This window comes from Streptomyces sp. NPDC088157 (assembly GCF_044741545.1).
Lineage (GTDB): Bacteria > Actinomycetota > Actinomycetes > Streptomycetales > Streptomycetaceae > Streptomyces.
Genome location: NZ_JBIUSU010000007.1, coordinates 340296 through 363382, shown reverse-complemented (window position 1 = coordinate 363382; position 23087 = coordinate 340296). Strand labels below are relative to the sequence as shown.

General features: G+C 73.0%; 18 protein-coding genes and 1 pseudogene. 10 read left to right on the top strand and 9 right to left on the bottom strand.

Translation table 11 applies throughout. The annotated features are described in order from the left end of the window. Window positions 1-10: 10 nt before the first annotated feature. Together ACIPFH_RS28545 and ACIPFH_RS28540 are read left to right on the top strand one after the other, a co-directional pair. A complete protein-coding gene (locus ACIPFH_RS28545; protein ID WP_401830773.1) occupies window positions 11-895 on the top strand; it encodes an acyl-CoA dehydrogenase family protein in 885 nt (294 codons plus the stop codon). A 536-nt stretch (window positions 896-1431) separates the two neighbouring features. After that, the gene (locus tag ACIPFH_RS28540) at window positions 1432-1950 is read left to right on the top strand and encodes an ATP-binding protein (protein WP_401830772.1); all 519 of its coding nucleotides are present in this window, start codon (window positions 1432-1434) and stop codon (window positions 1948-1950) included. A gap of 497 nt (window positions 1951-2447) precedes the next feature. Here ACIPFH_RS28540 and ACIPFH_RS28535 read toward each other — a convergent pair whose 3' ends face one another. Then, on the bottom strand, window positions 2448-3374 hold the full coding sequence (locus ACIPFH_RS28535) for a cyclase family protein (RefSeq protein ID WP_356246611.1): 927 nt from the start codon (window positions 3372-3374) through the stop codon (window positions 2448-2450). 102 nt (window positions 3375-3476) lie between these two features. On the opposite strand from ACIPFH_RS28535, the gene ACIPFH_RS28530 reads away from it, so the two are divergent. The 4 genes and pseudogenes from ACIPFH_RS28530 to ACIPFH_RS28515 form a co-directional block, all read left to right on the top strand. Further along, the gene (locus tag ACIPFH_RS28530; RefSeq protein WP_401830770.1) at window positions 3477-4394 is read left to right on the top strand and encodes an SDR family NAD(P)-dependent oxidoreductase; all 918 of its coding nucleotides are present in this window, start codon (window positions 3477-3479) and stop codon (window positions 4392-4394) included. A 104-nt stretch (window positions 4395-4498) separates the two neighbouring features. Continuing rightward, the gene (locus tag ACIPFH_RS28525) at window positions 4499-5647 is read left to right on the top strand and encodes an acyl-CoA dehydrogenase family protein (protein ID WP_401830768.1); all 1149 of its coding nucleotides are present in this window, start codon (window positions 4499-4501) and stop codon (window positions 5645-5647) included. Window positions 5648-5669: 22 nt separating this feature from the next. Then, window positions 5670-6719 (top strand): Zn-dependent alcohol dehydrogenase, encoded by a 1050-nt coding sequence (locus ACIPFH_RS28520; RefSeq protein ID WP_401830766.1) that lies wholly within the window; start codon window positions 5670-5672, stop codon window positions 6717-6719. A gap of 56 nt (window positions 6720-6775) precedes the next feature. Next, window positions 6776-7762 (top strand): annotated as a pseudogene (locus ACIPFH_RS28515) (hypothetical protein); the annotation flags it as partial. Window positions 7763-8098: 336 nt separating this feature from the next. Here the strand turns inward: ACIPFH_RS28515 and ACIPFH_RS28510 are convergent. After that, a complete protein-coding gene (locus ACIPFH_RS28510) occupies window positions 8099-9103 on the bottom strand; it encodes a GlxA family transcriptional regulator (protein WP_401831150.1) in 1005 nt (334 codons plus the stop codon). Window positions 9104-9340: 237 nt separating this feature from the next. Between ACIPFH_RS28510 and ACIPFH_RS28505 the strand changes: the two genes are divergently transcribed. Beyond that, window positions 9341-10669: an MFS transporter gene (locus tag ACIPFH_RS28505; RefSeq protein ID WP_401830764.1), complete on the top strand. Its 1329-nt coding sequence runs from the start codon at window positions 9341-9343 to the stop codon at window positions 10667-10669. A 201-nt stretch (window positions 10670-10870) separates the two neighbouring features. Beyond that, window positions 10871-12400, top strand: coding sequence for a multicopper oxidase family protein (locus ACIPFH_RS28500; protein WP_401830761.1), 1530 nt, complete (start codon window positions 10871-10873; stop codon window positions 12398-12400). Window positions 12401-12421: 21 nt separating this feature from the next. Here the strand turns inward: ACIPFH_RS28500 and ACIPFH_RS28495 are convergent, their stop codons facing one another. The 6 genes from ACIPFH_RS28495 to ACIPFH_RS28470 all read right to left on the bottom strand — a co-directional run bounded on the left by ACIPFH_RS28495 (window position 12422) and on the right by ACIPFH_RS28470 (window position 21080). Further along, on the bottom strand, window positions 12422-13021 hold the full coding sequence (locus tag ACIPFH_RS28495; RefSeq protein ID WP_401831148.1) for a flavin reductase family protein: 600 nt from the start codon (window positions 13019-13021) through the stop codon (window positions 12422-12424). A gap of 53 nt (window positions 13022-13074) precedes the next feature. Continuing rightward, window positions 13075-13866 carry an enoyl-CoA hydratase/isomerase family protein gene (locus ACIPFH_RS28490; protein WP_401830759.1) on the bottom strand — a complete coding sequence of 264 codons (792 nt, stop codon included), beginning with the start codon at window positions 13864-13866 and terminating at the stop codon, window positions 13075-13077. Window positions 13867-13894: 28 nt separating this feature from the next. Continuing rightward, window positions 13895-16120, bottom strand: a complete 2226-nt coding sequence (locus ACIPFH_RS28485) for an acetate--CoA ligase family protein (RefSeq protein WP_401830758.1) — start codon at window positions 16118-16120, stop codon at window positions 13895-13897. A 147-nt stretch (window positions 16121-16267) separates the two neighbouring features. Then, window positions 16268-17743: a flavin monoamine oxidase family protein gene (locus tag ACIPFH_RS28480; RefSeq protein ID WP_401830755.1), complete on the bottom strand. Its 1476-nt coding sequence runs from the start codon at window positions 17741-17743 to the stop codon at window positions 16268-16270. A 188-nt stretch (window positions 17744-17931) separates the two neighbouring features. After that, window positions 17932-19122, bottom strand: a complete 1191-nt coding sequence (locus ACIPFH_RS28475) for a flavin-containing monooxygenase (RefSeq protein WP_401830753.1) — start codon at window positions 19120-19122, stop codon at window positions 17932-17934. 308 nt (window positions 19123-19430) lie between these two features. Beyond that, window positions 19431-21080 carry a subtype B tannase gene (locus ACIPFH_RS28470; RefSeq protein WP_401830750.1) on the bottom strand — a complete coding sequence of 550 codons (1650 nt, stop codon included), beginning with the start codon at window positions 21078-21080 and terminating at the stop codon, window positions 19431-19433. 212 nt (window positions 21081-21292) lie between these two features. Here ACIPFH_RS28470 and ACIPFH_RS28465 point away from each other — a divergent pair, with 212 nt between their 5' ends. Both ACIPFH_RS28465 and ACIPFH_RS28460 read left to right on the top strand, forming a co-directional pair. Continuing rightward, entirely contained in the window at window positions 21293-21721 is a 429-nt protein-coding gene (locus tag ACIPFH_RS28465; protein ID WP_401831146.1) for a Zn-ribbon domain-containing OB-fold protein, read from the top strand. 25 nt (window positions 21722-21746) lie between these two features. Then, window positions 21747-22397, top strand: a complete 651-nt coding sequence (locus tag ACIPFH_RS28460) for a GNAT family N-acetyltransferase (RefSeq protein WP_401830749.1) — start codon at window positions 21747-21749, stop codon at window positions 22395-22397. Window positions 22398-22406: 9 nt separating this feature from the next. Here the strand turns inward: ACIPFH_RS28460 and ACIPFH_RS28455 are convergent, their stop codons facing one another. Next, window positions 22407-23072: a pyridoxal 5'-phosphate synthase gene (locus ACIPFH_RS28455; RefSeq protein WP_401830747.1), complete on the bottom strand. Its 666-nt coding sequence runs from the start codon at window positions 23070-23072 to the stop codon at window positions 22407-22409. Between the last annotated feature and the right edge of the window lie 15 nt (window positions 23073-23087).

Below are 23087 nucleotides of genomic sequence, written 5' to 3'. Positions count from 1 at the left end.
ACCCACCGCCATGCGTTTTCGACTGACGGACGATCAACGGGCGCTGCGGGACGGAGTGCGCGGGCTGCTGGCGCGCCGCTTCGACCGCGCGGCGCTGCGGGCGGCCGTGGATCGGCCGGGACGGCTGGACCGGGCGCTGTGGCGGGAGCTCGGCGCGGCCGGGTTCTTCGCGCTGCGGCTGCCCGAGGCGGACGGAGGGGTCGGACTGAGTCTGCCCGAGGCCGTGTTGGTGTTCGAGGAGGCGGGCCGGGTCCTGCTGCCGGGGCCGCTGGTGGCCACCCACCTCGCGGCCGGACGCGTCCCCGGCGCGGCCGACGGGGAGACCGTGGTGGCGGCCGTGGACGGCGGCGGTCTCGTGGAGTGGCTGGCCGAGGCCGACGTCGTGCGCGGCGAGGCCGACGGTGCCGTGCCGCTGCGGTCGGTGGACCCGCTGACGCCGCTGCACCGCGTGCCGGGCGCCTCCGCGGCCGTCGACCCCGCCGCCGTGCTCCTCACGGCCGCCGAGCAGCTGGGGACGGCCACGCGCGCGTGCGAGCTGGCCGTGCAACACGCCCGGGCGCGCGAGCAGTTCGGGCAGCCGATCGGCGCCTTCCAGGCGGTCAAGCATCTGTGCGCCGAGCTCCTGGTGCGGGTCGAGGTGGCCCGCGCGGCGGTCTACGCGGCCGCCGTCACCGCCGACCGGGCCGACATCGCGGCCGCCCGGCTCCTCGCCGACGAGGCCGCCGTACGCGGCGCGCGGGACTGCCTCCAGGTGTACGGCGGAATGGGCTTCACCTGGGAGGCGGACGTGCATCTGCTGCTGAAACGGGCCTGGGTGCGCACCCGGCGTGCGGGCGGCGGCACGGACGGTGAGGAGTCGCTCGCGGCCGATCTGCTGTCCGGAGCGGGCCGCTGACGGCGCCTGCCGGCGGTGACGACGGGGGCGCCGCGCGGGCCGTCGTACGCGTGTCGCGGATCGTGGCATACCGGAATCACGGAGCGTTGATATCGGGTTGTGTCCGATGCGTGACCCGTCACGGCCCGGAGTCGGCAGGCCTCTCCGGTACCTTCTGTGGGATGCGAGTGGTTCCGAGCATGAGCCATGCCGGCGGTGCCCCTGGGGCGGTGCCGGATCCGGCGGTGCGCGCGGCCACTCCCAGGGCGGACGGGCTTCTGGAGCCCGCCTGTTCGACTCCCCGCAACGAGCGTCGCACAGTATGCCGCACGGGTACTCCTTCGCGCTGGAATATGCCCGAAGCGCTTGTTGAGGTGACTGTATGTCAACCAAGCTGTCTCCTAAGGGATTCACGTTCCGTCACCCTGCCTCTGGCTGTTGTTCTGGCCATGCAGAAAATGGCTACGATCGTGGCCCCCGTCGTCATGGTGCACACGCGGCTCGCGTGGCTCGCGTGGCGCACGGCCATGTGTCCGCCGGTTCGGATGGTGTGAGCGGTGCAGGTGCTTCAAGTGCAGTTGGAGATCCGGCCCGACCCCGCTGAGGTGGGGCGCGCCCGGAGGTGGGCCCGTTCGCGCCTCGCCGGGTCGGGGATAGGGGACGAGGAGCCGCTCGCCGAGACGCTGATCCTGCTCGTCTCGGAACTGGTCACCAACGCCGTGGTGCACACCGGCTGTCCGGCCGTGCTGCGGCTCTCCCTGCCGGGCGGGACGGCCGAGCCGTCCACCGTCCGTCTGGAGGTGGCCGACACCAGCGACCGTGCTCCCGTGCCCCGGTGTGCCGGCGACGAGGCGACCGGCGGCCGGGGGCTGGCCCTCGTCGACGGACTCGCGGACCGCTGGGGCTGGAGCGTCGAGGGCGCGGGCAAGCGCATCTGGTGCGAACTGGACCGCTGTGCGGTGCCTGCTGAGGCCGAGGCGGACCGTGGGGGTGCGGAGGAGTGCCGGGTGGCCGTTCCGGCGGAGCCCGAGCCGGCTGAGCCGGCATACGGAGGGCTCGCGTACGAGGTGGTGTGAGGGGCGACCGGACGGCCGGGCGCCGGTGCGGCGGGTGACGGCCGACGCGGGTGGCGGGTGAGGGCCGAGGCGGGTGAGGGCGCACACACGCGTGCCGCCCCGCGGATCTCGGTGCACGGGCGCAGAAAGCGCTGTCGGTCCCGTCCGGAACCGGCATCGATGCGCCCGGTTGTGCTTCCGTGCGCGCCCATCGCAAAGGGGATGTAAGTAACAAATCTCCGGTCGGGTGTTGACGACGCGTGTCCGTTTGATCACGCTTGTGGTCAGCGATTCGCCGCGAGGGGACGGCGAGGGCTTCGGTGACGGAGGCCCTCGTCGAGTGCGGGTCGCGATTCGGCGCCGGTTCCCTCAGGGCCGAGGGGAGTCGGTGGGGGCCCTCCCGCTCGAGCGAAGACGGGAGTGGGGGAGGGTGCGCCGGAGTCGGATGGCGGTGCGCGGTGCCGTGCTCGGGGCGGGCAGCCGCGCGCCGCCAGCCGACGTGAGGGGAGGGCCGGCTCCTACAGCACGGCCACGGGGGCCACCGGAGTCCCCGTCCCGCCGACGAACGGCTCGGGCATCGCCGACAGCAGGAACGCGTAGCGGCCTTCTTGTCCACAGGCTGTGGATAACTTTTCGAGATTCCAGTTCTGGCCCTGGAGCATTCCCATCTCCACGAGGTCGAGCGCGTGCACGGGCAGCCACAGATCCTCGATCTCGGGCGGGAAGATCTCGAACGTCAGGGTGTCGTTGGCGACCGCCGCCACGTCGCGCGCGTGGAACCACTCCGGCGTACGGACCGACAGCCCCGGTGACGGATAGCCGTACCCCTGCTTGTCGCCGGCCAGGTAGAGCTGGACCTGCCCGGTCCGTACGAGCACGATGTCGCCGGCGCGCACCCGGGTGCCGGCCAGTTCCTCGGCCGCCTCCAGGTCCTCCGGGGTGACCGCGTGCCCGCCGTCCAGCCGGTCGACGCCACGCGCGCGTGCCACGTCCAGGAGCACCCCGCGCGAGACGACGTGCCGCGCCTTGTCGATGCCGCTGAACTCGGCGCCGCCGTGCGGGGTGATCGTGCCGGCCGGTCGGCCGTTGTAGAGCTTCCCCGAGTGCGAGACATGGGTCAGCGCGTCCCAGTGGGTGGCGGCCTGGAGGCCCATGGTCACGGCGTCGTCGCTGCACGCCACCGTGCCCGGGCCGAAGATCTCCTGGTTGATCTGCACCATGGCGTGCAGCGGGTTGACCCGCCCCGGGATCAGTCCGGTCTGCACGCCGTCCTCCCGCAGGGGCAGGGCGAGCGGGACGCGGCGGCCGGTGCGGACCTCGGCGGCGGCCGCGCGGACGACGTCGTCGGTGATGAGGTTCAGCGTGCCGATCTCGTCGTCGGCCCCCCAGCGCCCCCAGTTGTTGACGCGCTTCGCGATGTCGTGGAACTCGACCGGCAGTGTCATTCCGTGCCTCCCCGGGGCTTGTCCCCGACCGACGGACGGGTCAATCTAGACCTCGAATCTCAAATCTAACGGTCCGTCAGAAACTGCGGGAGGGGTCCGGGCGTGGGGAACTTCCTGACCGGCAAGGTCGTCGCCGTCACAGGGGCGGGACGAGGCATCGGACGGGCGGTGGCGCTCGCGGCGGCGGCCGAGGGCGCACGGGTCGTCGTCAACGACTACGGGGTCTCGGTGGACGGCGCCTCACCCGCCAGCGAGATCGCCGAGGCCGTCGTCAAGGAGATCGAGGCGGCGGGCGGGCAGGCGGTCGCCGTCGCCGACGACATCTCGACGATGGCCGGCGGGCAGCGGGTCGTCGACACCGCGCTGACGTCGTACGGACGGCTCGACGGGGTCGTGTGCGTGGCCGGGATCCTGCGGGAGCGGATGCTGTTCAACATGTCCGAGGAGGAGTGGGACCCGGTCGTCGCCACCCACCTCAAGGGCACGTTCACCGTGTTCCGGGCGGCGTCGGCGGTGATGCGCGGACAGCGCTCCGGCACGCTGATCGGCTTCACCAGCGGCAACCACCAGGGCTCGGTCTCGCAGGCCAACTACAGCGCGGCAAAAGGCGGGATCATCTCGCTCGTACGGAGCGCCGCGCTGGGCCTGCACAAGTACGGCGTGACCGCGAACGCGGTCGCTCCCGTCGCGCGGACGCGGATGTCCGCGGGTGTGCCGATGGAGCTGACGGAGATCGGGGAGCCGGAGGACGTGGCCGCGTTCGTGGTGTACCTGCTGTCGGAGCGGGCGCGGGACGCGGGGGTCACCGGACAGGTGTACACCGTGGCGGGGCCGAAGATCGCGGTGTGGGCGCAGCCCGGTGAACTGCGTTCGGCTTACGCGGAGGGCGGCCCCTGGACGCCCGAGCGGATCGCCGAGGTGTTGCCGGGAACCGTAGGGGTGGATCCGATGCCGATGCTGGTGCGGTTGGAGGAGATGGCTCGGGCCGCGCGGGAGGGGAACCGGCCCAACGCCCAATAGCCCGGGGGTGCGCGCGGACCGGCGGGTGCGCGCTCGTCGTGACTGGTCGCGCACTTCCCCGCACCCCTGAGGGGTTGCGGTCGCCCTTACTCGAGGAGGGGAACGTGGAGTTCGGATTCACGTCGTCGGACGACTCTTTCCGCGCCGAGGCGCGTGCGTGGCTCGAGGCGAGCGCCCCGCAGGCATCTGACCGGCGTTCCTGGGAGCTTGCCCTCGGGGCGGCCGGGTGGATCGGGCTCGGGTGGGGGGAAGGCGGGTACGGGAACCGGACGGCCGGTCTCACCCAGCAGGTCGCCTGGGCCGAGGAGTACGCGCGGTCGGGGGCTCCGGCCCGCTCCGGGCACATCGGGGAGAACCTGCTCGCTCCGACCCTCCTCGCGCACGGCACCGCGGAGCAGAAGGCGCGCTTCCTGCCGCCGATCGCCGCCGGGACCGAGCTGTGGTGCCAGGGGTACAGCGAACCCGGCGCGGGATCCGACCTCGCCGGCGTCCGTACGAGGGCCGAACTCGCCCCCGACGGACGGTCGTACCTGATCACCGGGCAGAAGATCTGGACCTCGCTCGCCCATGAGGCCGACTGGTGCTTCGTGCTCGCCCGCACCGACCCGGAGTCGAGGCGTCACCACGGGCTGACCTTCCTCCTCGTCCCCATGGACCAGCCGGGACGGATCGAGGTCCGGCCCATCCGGCAGCTGACCGGCACCAGCGACTTCAACGAGGTCTTCTTCGACGGGGCGCACGCGCGCGTGGAGCACGTCGTCGGCGCGCGGGGCGACGGCTGGCGGGTCGCGATGAGCCTCCTCGGCTTCGAACGCGGGGTGTCGACCCTCGCCCAGCAGATCGGCTTCGCACAGGAGTTGGGGCGGGTCGTGAGGACGGCCGTGCGGACGGGGGCGGCCGACGACCCCGTCGTGCACGAGCGGCTGGTGCGGTTGTGGGCCGAGCTGCGCACCATGCGGTGGAACGCGTTGCGGACGCTGGGAGGATCCGGCGGGCCGGGCGCGCCCAGCGTGGCCAAGCTGCTGTGGGCGGGCTGGCATCAGCGGCTGGGGGAGGTGGCGGTGCAGGTGCGGGGGGCGGCGGCGAGCGTCGGCCCCGCGGACTGGTCGTCGTCCTCGCCGTACGAACTCGACGAGGCGCAGCACCTGTTCCTGTTCTCCCGTGCCGACACGATCTACGGCGGCTCGGACCAGATCCAGCGCACGATCATCGCCGAGCGGGTGCTCGGCCTGCCCAGGCAGCCCAAGGGATAGCGGACGGGACGGAGGGGACGCGATGCGAGGCGTGGTGTTCGACGGGAAGCGGGCCGAGGTCGTCGACGATCTGGCCGTCCGCGATCCGGCGGCGGGTGAGGTGCTCGTCACGATCTCGGCGGCCGGGCTGTGCCACAGCGACCTCTCGGTCGTCGACGGGACGATTCCCTTTCCGGTGCCCGTGGTCCTCGGCCACGAGGGCGCGGGGGTCGTCGAGGCGGTCGGCGCGGGGGTCACCCATGTGGTGCCGGGGGATCACGTGGCGCTGTCCACGCTCGCCAGCTGCGGTGCCTGCGCGGAATGCGACCGCGGTCGGCCGACGATGTGCCGGCAGGCCATCGGGCGCCCGCGGAAACCGTTCACGCGCGCGGGGAGCCCGGTGTACCAGTTCGCGGCCAACTCCGCCTTCGCCGAGCGCACGGTGGTGAAGGCCGTACAGGCGGTCCGGATCCCGAGGGACGTTCCGCTGACGTCCGCCGCGCTGATCGGGTGCGGAGTGCTGACCGGCGTCGGCGCCGTGCTCAACCGCGCGCGTGTGGGGCACGGGGAGAGCGTCGTCGTCATCGGGACCGGCGGGATCGGGCTGAACGTGCTGCAGGGCGCGCGGATCGCGGGCGCGCTGCGGATCGTCGCGGTGGACGCGAACCCGGCGAAGGAGGCGGTGGCCCGGCGGTTCGGCGCGACGGACTTCCTGACCTCGACGGACGGGGTGCGGGAGGTCCTGCCGACGGGTGCGGACCACGTCTTCGAGTGCGTGGGGCGGGTCGAGCTGATCCGGACGGCCATCGACCTGCTCGACCGGCACGGGCAGGCGGTGCTTCTCGGGGTGCCGCCCGCCACCGCCGAGGCGTCCTTCCTGGTCTCCTCCCTGTTCCTGGACAAGTCGATCCTGGGCTGCCGTTACGGCTCCTCGCGCCCCCAGCGGGACATCGCCCTGTACGCCGACCTGTACCGCGAGGGACGGCTGCTGCTCGACGAACTCGTCACGCGGACCTACCCCGTGGAGGACTTCGAGAAGGCGGCCGCGGACGCGGAGGCGGGGCGGGTGGCGCGGGCGGTGCTCACGTTCTGACCTTCTGACGGGAAAACCCGTGGGGCGGTGCCGGTGCCGCCCCCTACGGTCCTGTCATGTCCTACCGTGACGTCGCCTCCCGACAGGTCCTGCTCTGGGCCTGCACCGCCGTCGGTGCCCGTATGCCGGTCGCCATGGCACCCCTGGCGCTGGTGTTCCTGGTGCGCGAACGCCCCGGCGGCTACTCGCTGGGCGCGATCCTCGCGGCGGCCTACGTCATCGGCGAGATCGTCGGCGCTCCCGTCCTGGGAATGCGGCTGCGGCCCGAGCGCGCCCGCCTCCACCTGACCGTCGGCCTGGCGGCCGGCGCCGTCGGATTCGCGGGGGCGGGGGCCTTTCCCCATGCTCACCCGGCCGTCCTCGGCGGGTTCGCGTTCCTGGCCGGTGCCGCCCCGGCCGCGGCCACCGGCGGGCTGCGCACGCTGCTCACCGCGCTGGTCCCGGAGCGTGCCGCGGCGCAGGCGCTGTCCGTCGAGTCGATGCTGACGGCCGGGGTGTGGGCCGTCTCCCCGGCGGCGGTCGCCGGGCTCGCCCTCGGCGTCGCGCCGCGCGTCCCGCTGCTCCTCGCGGCCGCCCTGATGGCGTCGTCGGTCGCGGGCCTGCGGCTGCTTCCGGCCGCCTGGGGCGCGGACGGCGCGGGCGGCATGGACGGGACGGGCGGGACGGGCGCGACCCGCGGCACGGACGGCACTGGCGGGACCGGCGCGCCGCGCGGCACGGACGGCACGGGCGGGACCGACGGGACCGGCGGCACGGACGGGACGGGCGTCCCGGAAGATCCCGCCGAGCCGCGTGGTGGGGACCGCGCGGGCGGATCGCCGCTGCGGCTCCTGACCGCCGCCTGGCCGGTGTACGTCACGGGCGCGGCCAGCCTCACCCTGCTCGGGCTCTCCGAACTCGTCCTGCCGGCCCTGCTCGAACAGCGGGGCATCGGCGTCGGCTGGTCCGGCCCGCTGCTGACCGGGATGGCGGTGGGCGGCGGGCTCGGCGCGTTCGCCTACGGCCTCCGGGCCTGGCCGGGACGACTGCGCACCCGCAGCGTGGTGCTGATGGCGGGGACGTCGATCTGTGTGGTGCTCGCCGCGCTGACACCGGACGCGGCGGGGATCGCTGCGGCGCTGGTCGTGGGCGGCACCCTCCAGTCCGCCGCGATGCTCACCCGCAACCTCTCCCTGCGCGAGGCGCTCCCGCCGCATGCCCTCGCCGCGGGGTACTCCGTCATGTACGCGGCGGCGGGCGCCGGCTACGCGGCGACGGGCTCCCTCGCCGGTGCCCTGCTGAAGGTGGTCGCGCCGTCGACGGCGATCCTCGCCGGGGTGGGGCTGACCCTCGTCCTGACGGCGGTCGGCTGGTGGGGGGAGACGCGCGCCGCCAGGCGGTCACCGCAGGGCGGCGACCGCCCCGTGCCCACCGCTGTCGCCGACTCGCGTGCCGCCGCTCCCGCTGCCCCCACCGCTCCCGGTGCGGAAGGTGCGGCGGTACGCGGTCGGAGTGACCCCGAGAGCCGCCTGTAGGTGCTGGCGCATCGACTGGGCGGTGCCGAAACCGGCGTCCCGGGCGATCTGGTCGACGGACCGGTCGCTGGACTCCAGCAGGTGCCGGGCCCGCTCGACCCGCTGCTGGGTGAGCCACTGGCCCGGGCTGATGCCGACCTCCTCGCGGAAGCGGCGCGTGAACGTCCGCACCGACATGGCCTCCTGCTCGGCCATGTGCCGCAGTTGGATCGGCTCGTGGAGGCGGCCCAGCGCCCAGGCGCGGGCGGCGGTCGTGGTCGCCTGCTGCGGGTCGGGCACGGGGCGCTCGATGTACTGCGCCTGGCCGCCGTCGCGGTGCGGCGGTACGACCGTGCGGCGGGCCACCTCGTTGGCGACGACGGTGCCGTGGTCGCGGCGGACGATGTGCAGGCACAGGTCGATCCCGGCGGCGACGCCGGCGGAGGTGAGCACGTCACCGTCGTCGATGAAGAGGACGTCCGGGTCCACGTCGATCTGCGGGAAGAGCCGCTGGAGACGGTCGGCGTCGGCCCAGTGCGTGGTCGCGGGCCGGCCGTCGAGGAAGCCGGCGGCGGCCAGCACGTACACGCCGGTGCAGATCGAGGCGAGCCGGGTGCCGGGCCGGACGTGGGCGAGCGCGGCGGCGAGGTCGTCGGTCAGGACGCCCTCCTCGAAGACCGGGCCGAGCTCGTAGGAGGCCGGGACGATCACGGTGTCGGCGGTGGCCAGGGTCTCGGGGCCGTTGGCGACGGTGATCGCGAAGTCGGCGTCCGTCTCCACCGGACCGGGCGGCCGGATCGAGCAGGTGACGACCTCGTACAGGCGCCGGCCCCCGGCGTCCTTGGGGCGGCCGAAGATGCGGTGCGGGATGCCCAGCTCGAAGGGGAGCAGACCGTCGAGGGCGAGGACGACGACGCGGTGGGGACGGAAGCCGCGCTCGGTGCTCCTGGTCCGCTCGGTGCTCCTGGTCCGCTCGCTGCTCGCGGCCTCCTCGGTGTTTCCGGTCCGCTCGATGCTCACGGCTCGCTCAGTGCTTCTGGCCCGTTCGGTGCCCATGGCCTGATCCTAGCGAATGCTGTCCCTCGGGCCACTCGTCCGGTGGGTTCCGGTATCGGAAAGCTCGATGACGTGACCCAGACAACCGATACTCCGGCATCCGCCGAGGAACAGCAGCCCGCTTCCGACCGCGTCCGCGACCGCCGTCGCGGCCGTATTCATCGCGCCTGGTTCGTCGCCGCCGTCACCTTCGTCACGATCATCGGCGCGGCGGCCTTCCGTTCGCTCCCCGGGCTGCTCATCGACCCGCTGCACGAGGATTTCGGCTGGTCGCGCGGCACGATCGGCGCGGCGGTCTCGGTCAACCTGGCGCTGTACGGCCTCACCGCCCCGTTCGCGGCGGCGCTGATGGACCGCTTCGGCATCCGCCGGGTGGTGGCGGTGGCCCTGACGGTGATCTCGGTCGGCTCGCTCCTCACGGTGTGGATGACGGCGGCCTGGCAGCTGCTGCTGTACTGGGGCCTGCTGGTCGGCCTCGGCTCGGGCTCGATGGCGCTCGCCTTCGCCGCGACGGTCACCAACCGCTGGTTCACCGCGCGACGGGGCCTGGTCAGCGGCATCCTGACCGCGGCCTCCGCCTCCGGCCAGCTGATCTTCCTGCCGTTGCTGTCGTGGATGGTCACGCGGTACGACTGGCGCCCGGCGGCGGTGACGGTCGCGCTGGCCGCGCTCGCCGTCGTCCCCTTCGTCTGGCTGCTGCTGCGGGACCACCCGGCCGACGTGGGCCAGAAGCCGTACGGCGCGACGGAGTTCGTCCCGAAGCCGCCGCCGGTGCAGGGCGCCGCGCGCCGCACGCTGCGGGTCCTCTTCTCGGCGGTCCGCACGGGCCCGTTCTGGCTGCTGGCCGGCACCTTCGCGATCTGCGGCGCATCGACGAACGGCCTGGTCCAGACCCACTTCGTGCCCGCCGCCCACGACCACGGCATGCCGATCACGGCGGCGGCCTCGCTGCTCGCGGTCATCGGCGTCTTCGACGTGGTCGGCACGATCGCCTCCGGCTGGTTCACCGACCGTTTCGAGCCTCGCCGGCTGCTGGCGGTGTACTACGCGCTCAGGGGTGTGTCGCTGCTGTTCCTGCCGATGCTGCTGGCACCGTCCGTCCACCCACCGATGATCTTCTTCATCGTCTTCTACGGCCTCGACTGGGTCGCCACGGTCCCGCCCACCCTGGCCCTGTGCCGCGAGCAGTACGGCGAGGACAGCGCCATCGTCTTCGGCTGGGTGCTGGCCTCCCACCAGGTCGGCGCGGCCCTGGTGGCCTTCGCGGGCGGCTTGGCGCGGGACACGTTCGGCTCGTACGACATGGTCTGGTACGCGTCGGGGGCGCTGTGCGCCGCGGCGGCGCTGATGGCGCTGGTGATCCGGCGGCAGCCGGTGGTGTCCCTGCCGGCGACGGTGTGAGGCGGCAGCCGGTGGTGTCCCTGCCGGCGACGGTGTGAGGCGGCATTCGGTGGTGTCCCTGCCTGCGAAGGTGTGCAGGCGGGGGGCGGCGGCGGGTCGTGCAACCCGCCGATGGTTACTCCACGTGTCAAACTACTACGTTCCGTAATGTGAGGTCCTCTGGTCGTTGCTCTGCCCGTCTGCTGCCTGTGGAGGCGCTTGATGACAGCTCTGTCCCGTCGTGGCGTACTGAAAAGCCTGCCGATCGCTGCCGGGGCAGTCGTGACCGCAGGGGCGACGAGCTCGCCCGCGGGGGCGCGAACGGCGAGCGACGCCTCCTTTCCGCAGCCCGGGACGCGCAGCACACCACCCGGCACGGGGCGGCTGGCGACCGAACTGACGGTCCGGCTCACCGAGCACGAACTCCCCGGGGTCGGCCCTGTGCTCACCCGTGCCTACGAGGGGACGGTCCCGGGGCCGACGCTGAGGGTGCGTCCGGGGGACTCCCTGGAGATCACCCAGGTCAACGCGCTGCCGCCGAACGGCGAGGCGATGCACCAGGACACGAACCTCCCGCACGGCTTCAACACCTTCAACCTGCACACCCACGGCCTGCACGTGGATCCCTCGGACGAGGCGGACAACGTCTTCCGCGTCTTCGAGCCCGCCGACATGCCGGGGGCCACCACCACCCACCGCAGCACCATCGAGATCCCGGCGGATCATCCGGCCGGGACGTTCTGGTACCACCCCCACCATCACGGGTCCACCGCGACCCAGTTGCTGAACGGCATGGCGGGAGTGCTCGTCGTCGAGGGGGACGTCGACGAGGTGCCCGAGATCGCCGCCGCCAGGGACGTCGTCGTCTGCGTCAGCGAACTCAAGCTGTCCGGCGGGCGGGTGCCCGATCTGACCTCGCACGGCGTCTACGACCACATCACCTCGACCTTCCTGGTGAACGGCGCCAAGAACCCCGTTCTGACCATCGCCCCGGGGGAGGTCCAGCGTTGGCGGGTCGTCAACGCCGGTGCGCTCACCGCCCACTTCCTGAGCCTGGGCGGGCAGGAGATGCACCAGATCGCCTGCGACGGCATCACCTTCATGAAACCGGTCGCCACCACCGGACTCACGCTGCCCATGGGCGGACGGGTGGACCTGCTGGTCCGCGGCGGCAGACCCGGCACCTACAAGCTGACCGGCGGGGGCCCCTCCCGGCACTTGCTGACGCTCGTCGTCACCGGCGCCGCGCGCTCGATGTCGCTGCCGAGCAGTCTGCCCGGCCGGCCCGTCGGTCTGCCCGAGCCCACCCGCACCCGGGTGCTGACCTTCCGCAGCTACGAGAACGTCTTCTCAGGCGCCTTCCCGAACGCCTACCGGATCCTCGGCGACGGCGAGACCCCGCCCGCCGACCCCCGGGCAGGCCGTGCCGATCTCGCCTGGGGCCGCATGGCGCCCGGGTACGTCAATCAGCGCGTCCGGCTGGGCGAGGTCGAGGAGTGGACGGTCGTCAACGACTCCCACGCCCACGCCCATCACCCCTTCCACCTGCACACCAACCACTTTCTCCTCACCGCGGTCGACAACCGCCGGCTGGCCACGCCGATCTGGCACGACACCGTCGCCGTGCCGCCGAACGGCTCGGTCACCTTCCGGCTGCGCGCCGCGGACTTCACCGGCCGCTCGATGCTGCACTGCCACCAGCTCCAGCACGGCGACGAGGGCATGATGCAGATCGTCGAGTACGTGAACTGAGCGGCGGGCGGCGGCCGGCGATCAGAGGAACCGGCCCCTGTGGAACAGCAGGGGCGGTTCGCCGGCGCCCTCTCCCGTCCCCAGGGCGTTCACCCGGCCCACCACGATGAGGTGGTCGCCGCCCGTGTGGACCGCGTGGATCGCGCAGTCGATCCACGCGAGCGTGCCGGCGAGGCGGGGCGCACCCGACACCGGCGACGCGTCGTGGGCGACGCCCGCGAACTTGTCCGTGCCGCTCGCCGCGAAGGCACGGCACACGGCGGACTGGCCGGCGCCCAGGACGTTGACGCAGAAGGCGCCCGCGCGGGCGATGCGCGGCCAGGTCGTGGACGTGCGGCCGACCATGAAGGCGACCAGGGGCGGATCGAGGGAGAGGGACGAGAAGGACTGGCAGGCGAACCCGGCGGGGCCGACGCCCGCGTCCTCGTCCTCGGCGGCGGCCGCCGTCACGACCGTCACGCCCGACGCGAAACTCCCCAGCACCCGCCGGAACTCGCCCTGGTCGACCGGCGCCCGTTCGTCCTCCCGGACACAGCGCAGTTCGGGGCGTGGCAGCGCCTCGACCGGGCGGTCCGCCCGGAGGTAGCGGACGGCCGCGGCCGCCATTCCCGCATGTCCCATCATGCGGTCCATTGAAACTGACGGCATGTCAGATAGGAAGGGCCGGGACTCCGTCACCGGCCCCTGAACCTCGGCTCCCGTCGCTCCACGAAGCTCGCCACGCCCTCCCTCGCGTCCGCCGTCGTCATGTTGATCTCCTGGGCGGCGGACTCGGCGGCGAAGGCGGTGGCACGGTCGGTGTCGAGGGAGGAGTTGACCAGCTGCTTGGTGAGGGCCAGGGCGCGGGTGGGGCCGGCGGCCAGCCGCGCCGCCCACGCGTGGGCCGTCTTGTCCAGTTCGCCGTCCGGAACCACCCGGTTGACGAGGCCGAGGCGTTCGGCGTCCGCCGCGGTGAGCGCGTCGCCGAAGAACATCAGCTCCTTGGCGCGCTGCGGGCCGATCAGCCGGGGCAGGAGATGGGCGCCGCCGCCGTCCGGGACCAGGCCCCGGCGGACGAACACCTCGATGAACCGGGCCGACTCGGCGGCCAGCACCAGATCGCAGGCCAGGGCGAGGTGCGCGCCCAGGCCGGCCGCCGTGCCGTTCACCGCGGCGATCACCGGCTTCTCGCAGTCGAGGACGGCCGAGACCAGCCGCTGGGCGCCCAGCCGCAGGGTGCGGGCGACGTCCCCGGCGACCCGCTCGCCGGGCGCGGAGCCGCCCCGCAGGTCCGCTCCCGCGCAGAAACCGCGGCCGGTGCCGGTCAGGACCACCGCCCGTACGTCCGGGTCGGCCGAGGCCTCGGCGAGGAGGGCGATCAGCCGGTCGCGCTGGTCGGGGGTGAGGGCGTTGAGGGTTTCCGGGCGGTCGAGGGTGAGGTGGGTGACCTGCTGGTCGGTCCGGTGGCGTATCGACGGCTCGGGCATGCTCACGCTCCGTTCCACGAAGGGATCCTCACCGGCACACCGCCAGTGCGTCCAACGCCACCGCGCCCTGCCCCCACGGCAGGACGACCAGCGGGTTGATGTCGAGTTCGGCGAGGTCGTCCCCCAGCTCCAGGGCCATCCGCTGCACGCGCAGGATCACCTCGACGAGCGCCTCGACGTCGGCCGGTGGGCGGCCCCGGACGCCGTCCAGCAGCGCCCTTCCGCGCAGTTCGGCCAGCATGTCGCGGGCCTGGTCCTCGCCGAAGGGCGGCACGCGCACGGCGGCGTCGTGCAGGACCTCCACCAGGACCCCGCCGAGGCCCACCGTCACCGTCGGGCCGAACAGGTCGTCGTGGGTCACGCCGACCACCATCTCCACGCCCCGCTCGACCATCTGGCACACCAGGACGCCGTCCAGCGAGACGCCCTCGTAGCGGGCGATGTCGGTCAGCTCGCGGTAGGCGTCGCGCACCTGGCTGGCCGAGGTCAGGCCGATCTTCACCAGGCCCAGTTCGGTCTTGTGGGCGATCTGCGCGCCGGACGCCTTCATCACCACCGGGTAGCCGACCAGCCCCGCCGCCCGCACCGCCGCCGCCGCGCTGGTCACCAGCTGCTCGCGCGGCACCCGGATGCCGTACGCCCGCAGCAGCTGCTTCGCCGCGTGCTCGCTCAGCTGCTGTCCCGGCCGCATCAGCAGCTGCGCCTTGCGGAAGGACGGGGACTGGGTGCGCGGGGCCTCGTCGAAGGGGGAGTGGTAGGCGCGGACGAAACGGTGGTGGCCGAGGTGGGCGTGGACGGCCGAGACGCAGTTGGCGAGGGTGCGGAAGGTGGCCACCCGGGAGGAGCCCAGGAGGACCTCGCGGTACGCCGGTTCGGTGCCCACCGGCGAGCCCCAGATCACGCACACCAGTTTGTCCGTCCGTTCCGCCGCGTCCACCAGGTCCTGGACCAGACGGTCGCTCAGCGGCGGGAAGGGGCCCGTGATCGGACAGATCAGCACGCCGACGGCCGGGTCGTCGAGGATCGCGTCGATGATCTTCCGGCCCCGCTCGTCACCCACCGGATGGCCGCCGTTGTCGACCGGGTTGGCCACGTTCAGGTACTCGGGGATCCACTGGTGCAGCTCGGCCTGCTTGGCGTCCGACAGGACCGGCAGGCTGAGGCCCGCCGCCGTCGCCAGGTCGGCCGCGTGGGCGCCGGTGCCGCCCGAGATCGAGTAGACGACGACCCCGTCGGCCTGCGGCGGGCGGGCGCGGGCCAGCAGGGCGGCGGTGTCCTGGAGTTCGTCGAGTCCGTCCACCCGGATCACGCCGTACTGGCGCATGGCCGCGTCGACGACCTCGTCCGCGCCGGTCAGCTTGCCGGTGTGGGAGGCGGCGGTCCGGGCGCCGGTCTCGGTGCGGCCCACCTTGACCGCGACGACCGGCACCCCGCGCCGGGCGGCCCGGTCGGCGGCGAGGAGGAAGGACCGGCCGTCCTTCAGCCCCTCCACGTAACAGGCGATCGCGCCGACCTCGGGGCGCTCGGCGAAGTAGGAGAGGAAGTCGGCGGTCTCCAGGTCGGCCTCGTTGCCGGTGGGCGCCCAGTGGGAGAGCCGGATGCCGAGTTCCTGGAGGGCGAACACCGGGCGGCCCTGGTGGCCGGACTGGGTGATCAGCGCGATCGACGGACCGGTGAGGTCGTCGCGGAACCGTTCGAAGGCGTTGAGATTGGTGTTGGGGCCGAGGAGGCGGATGCCCGAGCGGGCCACCGCGGTCGCGAGGCGGGCCTGCGCGGCCGCGCCCTCCTCGCCCGTCTCCGCGAAGCCGGACGCGAAGACGACCGCGAACTTCACCTTCGTCTCAGCGAGTTGCTCGATCACCGGCAGCGGGTCCGCGACCAGCAGGACGGCCAGGTCGACCTGTTCGGGCAGGTCGGCCACGGACGGTGAGCAGGGCAGGCCGAAAACGGTCTCGCGGGTGGGATGCACGGGGTGCAGCCGTGCCCCCACCCGATCGGCCCAGTCCACCAGTTGCCGGGTGACACCGGTGTTCGGGCGTCCTTCGGCGTCCGAGGCGCCGATGACCGCGACCGACCCGGGCCGGAAGAACCGGTCCAGGTCGGGGACGTCCGCATAGAGCGGACGGCCGCTGACGTCGAGGTCGCCCGCGTCGGCCGGCCGGCCGTGGACGGCGGGCCCGGGGTGCTCGCCGCACGCGACGACCCGGGCCCGGCGGGAGTCGGTGGTGAGGGTGCCGTGGGTTGATCCAAGCATCGGTCCGCCCGCTCCTGTGTGACTGCCATGGGTGACTGTCGAGTAACTGACGCTCTGTCAGGTTACATACCTGACGGAGCGTCAGGAATGGTCGTGCACACAGAAAGGAGCGGACCGGGAGCCGGCGACATGCGGACGTGGCGGTGACTACAGCACCGCCAGCACCTCCTTCGCCACCCGCTCGCCCGACCGCACGGCACCGTCCATGAAGCCCATCCAGTGGACGGAGGTCTCCGTCCCGGCCCAGTGGATCCCGCCGACCGGCTCGCGCAGGGCCGGGCCGTACTGGGTCAGGACGCCCGGTGCGGCGATCGAGACGGGGCCGCCGCGGGTGTAGGCCTCGTTGTTCCAGCGTTGCAGGACGAAGGAGGAAGGGGAGGCGGCTTTCTCGCCGAAGTACGTGACGTAGTCCTTCAGCACCGCCGCCCTGACCTCCGCCTCGCTCGCCCCGTCCAGCTTCCGCGCCTCGTCGGCCTCGATGAAGCCCATCAGCGCGCCGTACGAGGCGTCCGGCGGGGAGTTGTCGAAGGTGGAGCTGATCACCCCGGTGTCGCTGACGACCTGGCCGTTGAGGCCGTCGGCGCGCCAGAAGGGGGTGTCGTAGATCGCGATCGCCTTGCCGACCGAGGCCATCGGCAGGCGCTGGGTGAGCTGATCGCGGGCGGCGGGCAGCAGAGGGTCGTAGGTGATGCGGGCGGCGAGCGGCGGGGGCACGGCGACGACGACCCGCTTCGCGGTCACGGTGACGCCGTCGGCCGTCACGGTGTACTTGCCGCCGGACCGGGCGATCGAACGGACCGGGGCGTTGAGCACCACCCGGTCGCCGAGCGTGGCGGCGAGCCTGACCGGCACCAGCTGGGAGCCGCCGACGAAGCGCAGCTCCTGGGCGCCGTTCGCCGTCTCGGTGAGGCGTTCCAGGGTGCCGGGGGTCGAGGCGTTGCCGGCGGCGGCGATGTAGAAGAGGACGAAAAGGAGCGAGAGTTCGCGGGGTTCGGCCGAGAAGATCGACGTGCAGGCCACGTCGAGGAGGAACTTCGCCGACGGGACCACCGCGTTGGCGTTCAGCCAGCTCTCGAAGGTCTGCTTGTCCCACTCGGCGGCCTTGGCCGCGGTCCACGGCGCGTCGACCGGCACCTGCTTGGCCATGTCGTCCAGCGAGGCCTGCACGATCGCGGCGTTGGCGAGGCCGGCCACATCGACGGGCGGGACCGAGCCGAGGAGGCCGTCGGTGGCGTACGGGGTCCTCTTGCCGTCCTTGTAGAGGAGGTTCTTGCCGGTGTTGTAGGTGGCGAAGGTGGCCACGCCGAGGGAGTCGGCGAGCGCCTTGATGCGGTCCTGGGTGGGGCCGATGAACTCGCCGCCGCCCTCGGTGACTCCGCCGCCCGCCAGCGGCAGGTTGACCACCCGGCCGCCGACGCGGCCGCGGGCCTCCAGGACGGCGACCGTCCGGCCGGCCGCCACGAGGTCGCGGGCCGCGGTGAGGCCGGCGAGCCCGCCGCCGACGATCGCGACGTCCACGTCCCGGGTGGTGGTCGCGGCGGCCGTACCCGCGGCGGTCGCGGTCAGCGCGGTGGCGCCGGCGGCCGCGGCGGCGGTCCGGCCGAGCAGGGCACGGCGGGACATGCCTGGGGAGTGCTGTCTTTCACTTGCCACGTGCGTCCTCCGTCGAGCTTCGAAAGCGGGAGCGGGTGGAGCCAAAAGATGAACAGGGCTCACATTCTGGCTCCGCGGGAGGGCGCGGGACAACGCTTCCGTTACATCTGACACAGGTGTAACGGGCAGCTGACTCAAGGGAGTTGCGGGCCGGCCGGCTAACGCAGCCGGCGGCGCACCGCCTTCGCGATCTTCCCGGCGTCGATCGCCAGCTCGCGGAGCGTGCCGCTGATGGGGGTGGTGAAGCCGGTGAAGTACAGGCCGGGGGCGTCCTTCGGGGCGCGGGCGCCGTGCGCCACGGGTCTGCCGCGGTCGTCGAGCACTCCGAGGTGACCGACCAGGCCCTCCAGGGCGCGCGCGTATCCGGTGGCGGCGACGACGGCGTCCGGGGCGATCCGGGCGCCGTCGGCGAGGACGACCTTCCCGCCCTCCTCGAAACCCTCCACGGCGGCCACGATCTCCACCCTGCCCTTGCGCACGGCGTCGATCAGGCCCACGTCCTGCACCGGGATGGCGCCGTCCCTGACGCGGGAGTAGAGGCCGCTGTCGGGGCGGGGGAGGCCGTGTGCCGACAGGTCGGGCACGCTGAGCTTCGCCATCGGGCGCGCGAGCCGGTCCACGAGGCGGACCGGCAGCCGCCGTACGAGCACGGCCGTGTACTGCGCGGCCCAGCCGGCCGTCGAGCGGCGCACGAGGTGCGGGGCGGTGCGCACGGACAGGCGCACCCGGGCCGCACCGCTCTCCACCAGGTCGACGGCGATCTCGGCGCCGGTGTTGCCGACGCCGACGACGAGGACGTCCCGGCCGGTGTACTCCTTGCCGCTGCGGTAGCCGGCGGCGTGCGCCAGGTCGCCCGTGAACGCCTCTCGGCCGGGCCACTCCGGCAGGTGCGGGGTGTGGTTGTAGCCGGTGGCGACGACCACCGCCGAGCCGACGAGCTCACGTCCGCCGGTGGCGTGCAGCAGCCAGCCGGTGCCGTCCGGGGTGCGCTCGACGCGGGACACCTCGACGCCGGTGACGATCTCCAGCTCATGCGCCTCGGCGTACTTCTCGAGGTAACGCACCATGTCGTCGCGCGCCACCCACCGCCCGAAACGGCGCGGTATCGCCAGCCCGGGCAGGGCCGACAGACGGCGGGTGGTGTGCAGATGCAGCCGGTCGTAGTGGCGCCGCCAGGACGCGCCGATCCCGTCGGCCTTCTCCACGACGACGGCCCGGATGCCCTGGGCACGCAGCGCGTACGCGGTGGCGAGTCCGCCGGGTCCGCCGCCGATGACGTAGACGGGGCGGTCGGCCGGGTTCGCGGTGGTGATCGCCTGGGGGGCCGGGCGCGGTGCGGAGTCTTCCATGAGCGCGAGCGTAATCACGCGGACCGTTGATGGGTCTCGGTCAAGACCGGAATTGGTTGCGGATCGATCACGCGTGGGGGAAGTACGGGTGGGGCCGGTGACGTGGACCACCTGGTTGTGATCGGCGGGACGGATCGGTGAGGAAACCGGAGGGGCGACCGGGGAGATCGACGGGGAAGGGGCGCGACGCCCGGCCCAGGTGCGCTCGGGCCGGGCGTCGCGTGCGGACGGCGTCGGTGACTATGACGGGAACCGACGACGCCCCGTCCAGGATGCCTCCGGGACTGGCCGGGAGGCGCGCGGAACCACTACTTCTCGACCTCGGCGCCTGCCTTGGCCTTGCGACCCGTCACCTTGGCGATCCACGTGATGAAGCCGCCCGGGTCGGTGTTGGCGCCGTGGCCCTCGTCCCAGTAGTAGAGGTGGTCGACGTCGTCGCCGAGGCCGTGCGCGGCGGCGGCGAGGTTGGCGGAGACCGTCAGCGACGTGTCGGAGTCCTTCGTGCCGAGGCGGATCCACCAGTGCCTGCTGCGGCCCGCGTTGGGCTTGTCGGCCAGGAAGTACATCGGGTTCATCAGCCGCAGCATCTCGGGGATGTCGCTGTCGAGGCGCTTGGCGGTGAGCCCGGTGGTGTCGTTCTTCAGGCCGTACGCCGTGAAGTGCCGGGAGATGACCGTGCCCTTGCCGAACTCGTTGTTCTCGCCCGCCGACAGGTCGAAGGCGTCGAAGGCCGGGGTGTTCTTCTTGCGGGCGCCGACGTGGGTGAGGAAGTCGGCCCAGGAGAAGGCGGCCCGGCCGCTCTTGTAGCTGATGAAGGTGTTGGCGGCGAGGTACGCGGCGCGGTCGGCGTCCGACAGGGCCGCGAGGTAGGTGGTGGCCGACGGCTCCAGGTACTGCTTGACCAGGTACTCGTCGTAGTTGCGGGCGTTCAGGGTGCCGAAATTGTTCAGGCCCTTGAGCTTCAGTCCCGCCTGGTACTCGGCGAACTGCGACTGGAGCGCCTTCGACACCGTCCGGTCGACCTGCTCGCCGGTGCTGAGGGCGTTGGCGCCCCAGTTCCACTCGTAGGAGCCGTCGGCGTGCTCCAGGTCGGTGATCGGGCACCAGGCGCCGGTCGCGAAGATCGCGTCGGAGGCGTCGGCCGCGCCGAGCTCCTTGAGGTACTTGTCGTAGAGCGGGCTGTCGCCGGACGCGCCGAGCAGTGAGGAGAGCGCGCCGCCCGCGCTGGTGCCGGCGGAGACGATCCGGTCGGTGTCGCCGGGGATGCGGCCCTTGTTGGCCCGCACGTACCGCACAGCGGCCTTGAGGTCGACGATCGCGGCGGGCGCCACGCCGTAGTACTCGCCGGCCGGGTTCTCGAGCGTCCGGCCGCGGGCGCCGGGTTCGACGACGACGTAGCCGGCGGCCAGGGCCAGCAGCTGGTTGGAGGCCCGGGCCCCGCCGGTGGCGTTGGTGTTGCCGTTGGCGCCGGGGGCCGAGGCGGATGCCGACGCGCCCCCCGAGGGTGCTCCGCTCGGCGCGCCGCCGCCCGTCCCGCCGCCCATGCCGCCCGCGCCGACGCCGGTGGCGTCCGCCACCGAGGACGGCATGTACCCGCCGACGGAGTTCGCGAACAGGATCGGCGCGTCCGTGGCGTCCACGGCGGCGCCGTCGATCTCGACCGGGACGCTCACGATCAGCGACTGGTAGGTGGCGTCCACCGGCTTGGCGACGTAGGTGATCGCCTTCCAGAAGTGGTACGTCACGGAGTGCTCGTCGCCGGCGGTGTCCGTGACGGTCGTCGTGAGCTTCGTGTAGGCGTCCGGGTCGAAGGCCAGGGAGCCGGCGGCCGAGGACGAGGACGTCGACGTGCCGCTGGAAGCCTGTGCGCTCAGGGCGATGCCGCCCACTGCCGCGACGCCCGCGGTGGCGCCGAGTCCCAGGACGACCGACCTGCGCTTGACTGCCCTGTGCTTCACGATGCTGCCTCTCCATGAACCGGGTGGGGTGATGACTGCGTGTTGTCCGGGCTTGCGGTTGCGAACGTAGGTCGTGGCCGACAAAATCGTCAACAATATGCGGGACATTCATGGACGACGCACAGCTTCATGGCGGGAGCACAGGTCACTCTCACGGGAAACGTGCGGGGTACCCGGAACCGGCTGCCTGACGTACCGTCAGATCCATGGAGATGGGTAACCGTTTCGACGTCCCCGAGGCCGACGCCTTCACGCGCGCGTACTGGGACGCGGCCGCCGCGGGCCGGCTGCTGATCCGGCGCTGCGGGGCCTGCGCCCGGGCCCACCACTACCCCCGCGAGTTCTGCCCGTACTGCTGGAGCGAGGACGTGACCTGGGAGGACGCCAGCGGCCGGGCCGCTCTCTACACCTGGTCCGTCGTCCACCGCAACGACCTGCCGCCCTTCGGGGAGCGGACGCCGTACGTCGCGGCCGTGGTCGACCTGGCGGAGGGGCCGCGGATGTCGACGGAGGTGATCGGGGCAGGGGCGGGGCAGCCCGGGGAGGGGGCGCGGTCGGAGCCGCGCGTGGCGCTGCGGGCGGGTCTCGAACTGGCGGTCACGTTCCGGGACGGGGTGCCGGTCTTCCGGCCCGTGCCCTGAAGGACCGGAGGTGTTCAATGGCCGCATGCCCGACATACGCGAGCCGCACCCGGCCCCCCTCGCCACCGGTCTCCACGGCCATGGACTGACCCTGCGGCCCTGGGACCCGGAGTCCGCCACCGACGTGGACGCCTGGCTGCGCGGACACGTGGACCCGGAGTTCCGGCGCTGGAACACCCCGCTGCGGACGATCACCGACACCGCCGGCGCGAGGGCGTCCCTGGAGGGCAGGAGCACGGACACGGCCGCCGGACGCGCCATGGCGTTCTGCGTCACCGACCCGGCCGACGGCACGATCCTCGGTCAGGTCGGCGTCAACATGATCGACCACGTGCTCAGCTTCGCCAGGGTCGGCTACTGGACCCTGCCGGAGGCACGGGGCCGGCAGGTCGCCACCCGCTCCCTGCTGCTCGCGGCCCGATGGGCGTTCACCGTGGCCGGTCTGCACCGCCTGGAGCTCGGCCACGCACTCGGCCACGACGCCTCCTGCCGGATCGCCGAACGCTGCGGGTTCCGGTACGAGGGCACCCTGCGCGGCGCGATGTGGGAGGCCGGCCGCAGGGACGCCTTCCGCGACGTCCACCTGCACGCCCGCCTGGCCACGGACGCGGAGCCGGAGTGGTCCTCGGGCGGGCGCGACGAGACAGGGCACCCGCGTGCCACGGACCGCCCCTGACACGCGCCCTCAGGGCCAGAGCCGCTCCCTGGTCCAGGACCCGCCCGACCGGCGGTAGCGCAGACGCGCGTGACGGCGCGTGCTGTCGCCCTGGAAGAACTCCGCCTCGTCCGGGCGCAGTCGGTACAGCGTCCAGGTCGAGGACTTGGCCGTCGGGTGCCGGCGGGCGTGCTCCCAGGCGGCCTCCGACGCTCTCACCAGGTCCTCCGTCGAGGCCAGGACCTCGCTCTGCCGGCCGGTCAGCGCGGCGGCCAGGGCGCCTGTGGAGCGGGCGTGCAGGTCGGCCTGGGCCTCCTCGGAGGGGGCCGACGTGACCGGCCCGCGTAGCCGGACCTGGCGGCCGAGCACGGGCCAGTAGAAGGTGAGGGCCGCGTACGGGCGGGCGGCGAGCTGGCGGCCCTTGCGGCTGGTGGCGTGGGTCGCGAAGGCCCAGCCGTCCGCGTCGGCGCCGTGCAGCATCACGATGCGGGCGTCCGGCAGGCCGTCCTCGCCGACGGTGGCCAGGCTCATGGTGTGCGGCTCCCGCTCGCCCGCGGCCACCGCCTCGGCGAACCACTCCGTGAACAGGGCCAGCGGTTCGGCGGGCGCCCCCTCCGGGGCGAAGGGCGGCAGGTCGGTCACCTCCGGGTCCCACACCCGCAGCGATCTCAGCAACGCATGAAGATCCGTGGTCATGCAGCGAGTATGCGG